Below are 7,008 nucleotides of genomic sequence, written 5' to 3'. Positions count from 1 at the left end.
ACCACCAAAACCTACACCTAAGCCTTCGTCGGCAGCGTCAGATGTGTATAAGAGACAGCCCTCGCGCCGGCCCCGCCGGAAAACCGACCTCCACTCCCGCCCCCCCAACACCCCGTCCGATTTCCGCCAGCCCCACCCCCGGGAATGGCGGAGACTGGACACCGTGATGGACGAAGACACCAGGTACGAAGCCGTGCGGAGCCGGGACGCCCGGTTCGACGGGGAGTTCTTCTTCGGGGTCGCCACGACCGGGATCTACTGCCGGCCCAGTTGCCCGGCGGTGACGCCGAAGCGGCGGAACGTGCGGTTCTTCGCGACGGCCGCCGCCGCGCAGGGCTCGGGGTTCCGGGCCTGCCGGCGGTGCCGTCCCGACGCCGTGCCGGGGTCGGCCGGGTGGAACGCGCGGGCCGATGTCGTCGGCCGCGCCATGCGGCTGATCGGCGACGGGGTCGTGGACCGCGAGGGCGTCGCCGGGCTCGCCGTGCGGCTCGGCTACAGCGCGCGGCAGGTCCAGCGGCAGCTCACCGCCGAACTCGGCGCCGGACCCGTCGCCCTCGCCCGGGCCCAACGGGCGCACACCGCGCGCGTGCTCGTGCAGACCACCGACCTGCCGATCACGGAGATCGCGTTCGCCGCCGGGTTCGCCAGCGTGCGCCAGTTCAACGACACGATCCGCGCCGTGTACGCGTCGACCCCGAGCGAGCTGCGCACCACGAAGGCGCCTCACGCGTCCAAGGCGACGGCGGCCGGTCCCTCCGCCGGAATCCCCCTGCGGCTCGCATACCGCGGCCCGTACCAGTCCGCCGCCGTCTTCGACCTGCTCGCCCGCGAGGCCGTCCCAGGTGTGGAGGAGGTCATCGGCAGCCCCGGCCGCCGCACCTACCGCCGCACCCTCCGGCTTCCCTACGGCACCGGAATCGTCGCCGTCGACGAACGGCCCGGCGCCCTCAGGACCGCGCCCCCCGCCCACCCCGGCGGCTGGCTCGACGCCCGTCTGCATCTCACCGACCACCGCGACCTGACCACCGCCGTCCAGCGACTGCGGCTGCTCTTCGACCTCGACGCCGACCCGTACGCCGTCGACGAGCGGCTCGGCGCCGATCCCCGGCTCGCCGAACCGGTCGCCGCCCGACCCGGCCTGCGCTCACCGGGCACCGCGGACCCCGAGGAACTCGCCGTGCGGGCCCTGGTCGGGCGGGTGGAGGCCGAGCGGCTGGTGCGGCGCTACGGCAAGACGCTGGACGCCCCGTCCGGTGGCCTCACCCATCTCTTCCCCGAGCCGTCCGCGCTGGTGGACGCCGCGCCCGGCGAACCCCTGGCCGCCCTCGCCACCGCCCTGACCGACGGCACCGTACGACTCGACGCCGGTGTCGACCGGGACGACGCCGAGCAGGCCCTGCTCGCGCTGCCCGGCATGGACGCCGCGACCGTCGCCGTGATCCGTACGCGCGCTCTCGGCGACCCCGATGTGGCACCGCCCGGCATCGACGTTCCGGACGCGTGGCGACCCTGGCGTTCCTACGCCGTACAGCACCTACAACACCTGCGCACGGCAGGGGAGTCGGAGTCCCGATGAGTACCCGCTGGACCAGTTTCGAGAGCCCCCTGGGGCAACTCCTGCTCACCGCCGACGAGTTCGGCGCCCTCACCTCCCTCTCCGTGCCCGGCCAGAAAGGTGGCCGTACCGTCCAGCCCGAGTGGCGGCAGGACCCCGGCCCCTTCCGCGCCGCCGGCGAACAGCTCGCCGCCTACTTCGCCGGTGAACTCAAGGAATTCCAGCTGGAGTTCCACACCTCCGGCACCGACTTCCGCGAGCGCGTGTGGACCGCCCTCGACTCCGTCCCGTACGGCGCGACGACGACGTACGGCGAGATCGCCGCGCGGATCGGCGCGCCCCGGGCGGCCGTTCGGGCCGTGGGAGGGGCGATCGGCGCCAATCCGTTGCTGGTTGTCCGGCCCTGTCACCGCGTGATCGGCGCCGGCGGGGCGATGACGGGGTATGCGGGCGGGCTCGAGCGCAAGGTCCAACTGCTCACCCTGGAGGACGCGTTGGGCTGAGCTAGTCGGTCTCCAGGCCCCAGCTGTGGATCCGCCGGGGATGGATGCGGATCACTTCCTCGCTCATGTGCGGGCCCAACTCGTGCGGGCCGACGAGGAGTTCGGCCTCGCCTCGGATGTCGATGCCCCGTACCTTCCAGGGCTTGACGCTGACGATGTCGTCCACGACCAGCGCGACCTTCGGGTTCTTCTCCAGGTTGCGCCATTTCTTAGTCCGGCCCATCGCGTAGCCGCCGACCAGGATCGTCCCGTCGGCCTGCGGGAAGAAGCCGACGGGGTTGGCCTGTGGCTGGCCCTGGGGGTCGACGGTGGCGAGGCGGCCCAGTCGCTGTGAGGTGAGGTAGGCGCGCTCGGCCTCGGTGAATTCGGTCATGACCGCAGCCAAACACGCCTGCCCGCCGCGCGCATCGGCCTCCGGTCCCAGGCCTTAGGCCTTATGCCCCACACCGGAGGGGGACGCGGGGCCCGACGCCGGTGATGCTCCGCCGTCCGCCCGTTCCGGCGTGCCACGTTCGCCTTCCTTTTGGCTGGTGGGAAGAGGTGGAGCGCTCATGGTCAGGGTCGGACGGGTCGTCGTAGCACTGCTGGTGTGCGTGCTGGGGGCGGGAGTTGGGGAGGGGACGGCGACCGCCGAGGGGCCGGCCGGTGGGGCGGCGGCCACCTGGACCGGCACCTGGGAGGCCGCCCCCTCCGGAACCGCCCCGGCCCAGCCCGGCGCCTCCTTCCGCAACGTCGTGCACCTCAGCGTCGGCGGCAGCGCCACCCGCGTCCGGCTCACCAACCGGCTCGGTACCGCGCCCCTCCGCCTCGACGCGGTGACCGTCGCCCTGCGCGAGACGGGTCCGGACGCCGTGCCCGGTTCGATGCGGGTCGCCACCTTCGCGGGTGCCGGGACGGTCACCGTTCCGGCGGGCGAGGACCTCGTCAGCGATCCCGTACCGCTCGCCGTGCCCGACGCGGCGGATCTGCTCGTCACCGTCCACACGCCCGAGGACTCCGGTCCGGCGACCTACCACCGCGCGGCCGGGCAGACCAACTACCGTGCTCCGCAAGGGAATCGGACCGCCGATGTCGACGGTTCCGCGTACACGGCGACCACCACCTCCTGGTACTACGTCACCGGTGTCGACGTCCTCGACGCCCCGGCGGCCGGCAGTGTCGTCGCCTTCGGCGACTCCCTCACCGACGGCAACGGCTCCACCCGTGACGCCAACCACCGCTGGCCCGACCGGCTCGCCGAACGTCTCGGCGCCCTCCCGTCGTACCGCCGCCTCGGTGTCCTCAACGCCGGTGTCTCCGGGAACCGCCTCCTGCGGGACGACGTAGGACCGAGTGCCCTGTCCCGTCTCGACGCCGACGCCCTGTCGCGGTCGGGAGTGCGGGTGGTGATCCTCCTGGAGGGCATCAACGACATCAAGGGCACCCCGAACGCCACCGACCCCGGCGCCTTCGAGGACGCGTACCGCACTCTCGTGAGCCGGGCCCACGCGTACGGGATCCGTGTCATCGGCGCGACCCTCACGCCGTACGGCGGCAGCGGCGGGTACACGGCGGCCCGCGAAGCCGTGCGGCAGGAGATCAACGGGTTCATCCGTGGGGGCGGGCCCTTCGACGCGGTCGTCGACTTCGACGCGGCCGTCCGTGACCCGGCGCAGCCGCAGCGGATCCTGCCCGGTTACGACTGCGGCGACCATCTGCACTTCAACGACGCGGGCATGCGGGCGCTCGCCGAGACGGTCGACCTGACCACGCTCGGCTGAGGGTCAGCCCCAGATCACCGCGCCCACCCACGCGCCCATGATCAGCAGGCAGGTGAACAGTTCGGTCAGGACGCTGGAGCCGCCCGAGCGCATCGCCGTACGGAGGGAGGCCATGGCCTCGCCGTGGCGGCCCAGGCGGAGGCGTTCGTGGAGGTAGATGCCGGCCATGAAGCCGGGGATCGCGCCGAGCACGGGGATCAGGACGAAGCCGAGGAACGCGCCGGCACCGGCGTACACGCCCATTCGGGGGGTCGCGCCGCTCGCGCGCAGACGGCGGGGTGGGAGGGCCCAGCGGACGACCTGGGAGAGGAAGAGGACGACCGTGGCGCCCACGAGGACGCCCCAGGACACCGGCTGCGGGTCCTTCAGCGCCCACCACAGGACCGCGGCCCACACCAGCCACGACCCCGGCACTCCGGGCACCAAGACTCCGCACAGGCCGAGCAGGATGACGACGCCGACCAGGAGGAGTTCACCCACTCCCATCTGTCCAGCGTGCGGGACGGACGGTGAAACCGCAGGTCAGCCGCGGGCGACCCAGCCCCGTTCGTAGGCGTGCCAGCCCAGTTGCAGCCGGGTCGTGACGCCGGTCAGCTCCATCAGGCGCTTCACCCGGCGCTGGACCGTGCGCAGGCCCAGGTCGAGCTGTTTCGCGACGCTCGCGTCGGTCAGCCCGGCCAGCAGCAGGGACAGCACCTCCAGGTCGGTGGCGTCGGGGCCGTCCGGGTTCTGCTCGGTGGGGCCGGACGCGCCGAGGCGCAGGGGGAGGGCGTCCCGCCAGATCGACTCGAAGAGTCCGGAGAGCAGTTCCAGCAGGCCGCTCGCGTGCACGACGAGCGCGGCGGGCTCCGCGGTGTGCGAGGTCAGCGGGACCAGCGCGAGGGTCCGGTCGGCGACCACCAGCTTCGTCGGGACCTTGTCGACCACCCGTACCTGTTCGTCGCGGCTGAGCGCGGCGGTGAGTTCGGTGATGCCGTCCGGCTGGTCGAGGACCGCGCGTTCGAGGACGACCCGGTAGCGGACCCCGCGGTCGGCGGCCTGTTCCTCCGCGTCGTTCTCCATGCCGGTGACGGCGACCGGGGTCCCGGTGACCAGCGCACAGACCTCCTCGGTCGCGCCGAGCTGGAGCTGGAGGAAGCGCTGGGTGACGGCCGCGGCGCCGATCACCACCTCCACCAGGTCGTGTACGGCGGGTTCGGCGGCGGTGGCGCGGTACTCCTCGGCGAGCAGGGCGGCGGCCAGTTCCGCCTTCTCCAGTTCGTGGCGCTGCTGGGTGAGCAGCGCGCCGAGGGCGACCCCGGGCGGGGCGGCGACCCAGCGGCCGGGGCGGGCCGAGGACTGGGCGGCGAGTCCGTGCCGTTCCAGGCGGCGCAGGGCGCGCTCGGCGTCGTACTCCCCGATGGTCAGCCGTCGGGCGAGATCGGGCACGTCCGCGGCGCCGACGGACACCAGTGCCCGGTACGCCGACTCGTGCGCCTCGTCCAGGCCTATCGCTCCCAGCACCAGTGCCGCCTCTCCCCGAAGACCCCGTCGCGTCCCGCGCGCCGTGGCGGAAAACAGCCACGGCGCGAAACCGCCTCGGCACATCATCGCCGTACCACCCGTCACTCTGCCAAGGTTGCGCCACCGGGGCATCAACTGCCGTCCGTAATGCCGGTATTGGGCCTTTGTGGCCTGGGGGTTCGCGCGCGGTGGGTCATGGGGGAGACCGGCGTGAATCACAGGGGAGCTTCAGGAAAGCCGGTCACACTCGGGACCGGGTGGGCCGAACCCGCAACGGGATTCGGTCACTTGGAACGTGACCCGGGCCCATGTCGTGCGCCGGCACGCAGGGGAGTTGGGGCCGGGTCACCCAGTTGTCGCCGGGCGGTTCTCCCGTGGGGGGTGGGACCGTCCGGCGGCCCTGTGTCGACCTGTGTCGCCCTGTGGCGGACGGGTGTTCGGCAGGTCGTCCGACACGCCGTCCGAGGAGGGGCTCGCGTCCGATTTTCCGGACGCCCCGTTTCCAACTGGCCCGTGCGGTGGACAATTAGGGGCATGAGCCAGCAGGGGGGAACGCCGACCGGTCACGAGGACGACTGGTGGAGCCAGCTGTACGACGACACGGCGCAGGACACGGGGCCCACGGGCGCGGGGGACTCCGTCGACGAACGGTTCGCTTCGGCGGCCGGGACGGTGAGGGTGCCTCCGGCGGACGAGCGGGATCAACCGGTGGGCCCGGGTGTCCCGGGGCCCCGGGCGGGAGCCCGGCCCGACTCGGAGCTGCCTGGCGGTACGGGTTCCGCTTCACCGGGGGGCGGGTGGGAGTCGCCGTCCGCGGTACCTCCGGGGGTTGCGGCGGTCCCGCCAGGGCCCCCGTTCCAGGGGTCGGCGGAGACGCCTGGGACCTCTGCTCCCGTGGCACAGGCGCCGGTCGGTGGGCCGGGGTCGGGTGTGGACGGTGGTGGCTCGGTTGGAGCTTCGGGGGTGGGTGGGACTGGGGGCGGTTCGGCGGGGGGTGGTCCCCTCCGGGGTGACGCGCCGGGCGCCGCTGCTCCGGGTGACGGCGCCTCGTCGTCCGCGGTTCCGGGAGGTGGCGGCTCGACTCCGTACGGCGAGCCTCCGGTGTTCACACCTGTGGCGCCGGCCGCGCCCGGTGCGGGCCCGAGTGGTGAGCCTCCGGTGTTCATGCCCGCGACCCCCGACGACACGGCCCCGCCCGTGCCACCCCGGCAGGGCCCGCGCGTGGACACACAGGCCGGCCTCTGGTCTCCCGACCCTCAGCGGCCCGCCGGTGCGGAGCTTCCGCCCGCGTATCCGCCGCGACCGGCGGCTCCCGTGCCTCCTGCCGACAACCCCGGCGTCGCTTCGGGGGACCTGCGTCCGGACGGGCTTTCCGCCCCCGCAGTCGTCGGCCGTTCCGGCGCCCCCTGCCGACAGTCCCACCGTGGCTCCGGAGGGCCTCCGCCCCGATGGGCGGTCCGCCCCGCGTCCCTACCCGCAGTCGTCGGCCGTTCCGGCGCCCCCTGTCGAAAGTCCCACCGCAGCTCCGGAGGGCCTCCGCCCCGACGGGCGGTCCGCCCCGGATGGTCCGTCCGCCCCGCGCCCCTACCCGCAGTCGTCGGCCGTTCCGGCGCCCCCTGCCGACAGTCCCACCGTGGCTCCGGAGGGCCTCCGCCCCGATGGGCGGTCCGCCCCGCGTCCCTACCCG

At 73.5% G+C, this 7,008-nt stretch carries 6 protein-coding genes; 3 read left to right on the top strand and 3 right to left on the bottom strand.

What is annotated here, in order from left to right:
• Positions 1-166: 166 nt before the first annotated feature.
• Both OO69_RS47840 and OO69_RS47835 read left to right on the top strand, forming a co-directional pair.
• Positions 167-1,576, top strand: a complete 1,410-nt coding sequence (locus OO69_RS47840) for a DNA-3-methyladenine glycosylase 2 family protein (protein WP_078652920.1) — start codon at positions 167-169, stop codon at positions 1,574-1,576.
• Positions 1,573-2,058, top strand: coding sequence for a methylated-DNA--[protein]-cysteine S-methyltransferase (locus tag OO69_RS47835; RefSeq protein ID WP_033287341.1), 486 nt, complete (start codon positions 1,573-1,575; stop codon positions 2,056-2,058). Before OO69_RS47840 ends, OO69_RS47835 begins: the two co-directional genes overlap by 4 nt.
• Position 2,059: 1 nt before the next feature.
• Here the strand turns inward: OO69_RS47835 and OO69_RS47830 are convergent, their stop codons facing one another.
• The gene (locus OO69_RS47830; protein ID WP_051801867.1) at positions 2,060-2,431 is read right to left on the bottom strand and encodes a PPOX class F420-dependent oxidoreductase; all 372 of its coding nucleotides are present in this window, start codon (positions 2,429-2,431) and stop codon (positions 2,060-2,062) included.
• 178 nt (positions 2,432-2,609) lie between these two features.
• Between OO69_RS47830 and OO69_RS47825 the strand changes: the two genes are divergently transcribed.
• A complete protein-coding gene (locus OO69_RS47825) occupies positions 2,610-3,818 on the top strand; it encodes an SGNH/GDSL hydrolase family protein (protein WP_033287339.1) in 1,209 nt (402 codons plus the stop codon).
• 3 nt (positions 3,819-3,821) lie between these two features.
• On the opposite strand, the gene OO69_RS47820 is transcribed toward OO69_RS47825, so the two are convergent.
• Complete coding sequence (locus OO69_RS47820; RefSeq protein WP_033287338.1) at positions 3,822-4,304, bottom strand: DUF456 domain-containing protein; 483 nt, start codon at positions 4,302-4,304, stop codon at positions 3,822-3,824.
• A 36-nt stretch (positions 4,305-4,340) separates the two neighbouring features.
• Positions 4,341-5,321 (bottom strand): helix-turn-helix transcriptional regulator, encoded by a 981-nt coding sequence (locus OO69_RS47815; RefSeq protein WP_033287337.1) that lies wholly within the window; start codon positions 5,319-5,321, stop codon positions 4,341-4,343.
• Positions 5,322-7,008: the final 1,687 nt, after the last annotated feature.

Source organism: Streptomyces sp. NRRL F-525, from assembly GCF_000716605.1.
Classification (GTDB): domain Bacteria; phylum Actinomycetota; class Actinomycetes; order Streptomycetales; family Streptomycetaceae; genus Streptomyces.
The sequence above is the reverse complement of the archived record's forward strand: the minus strand, read 5'-3'. Positions and strand labels throughout refer to the sequence as shown.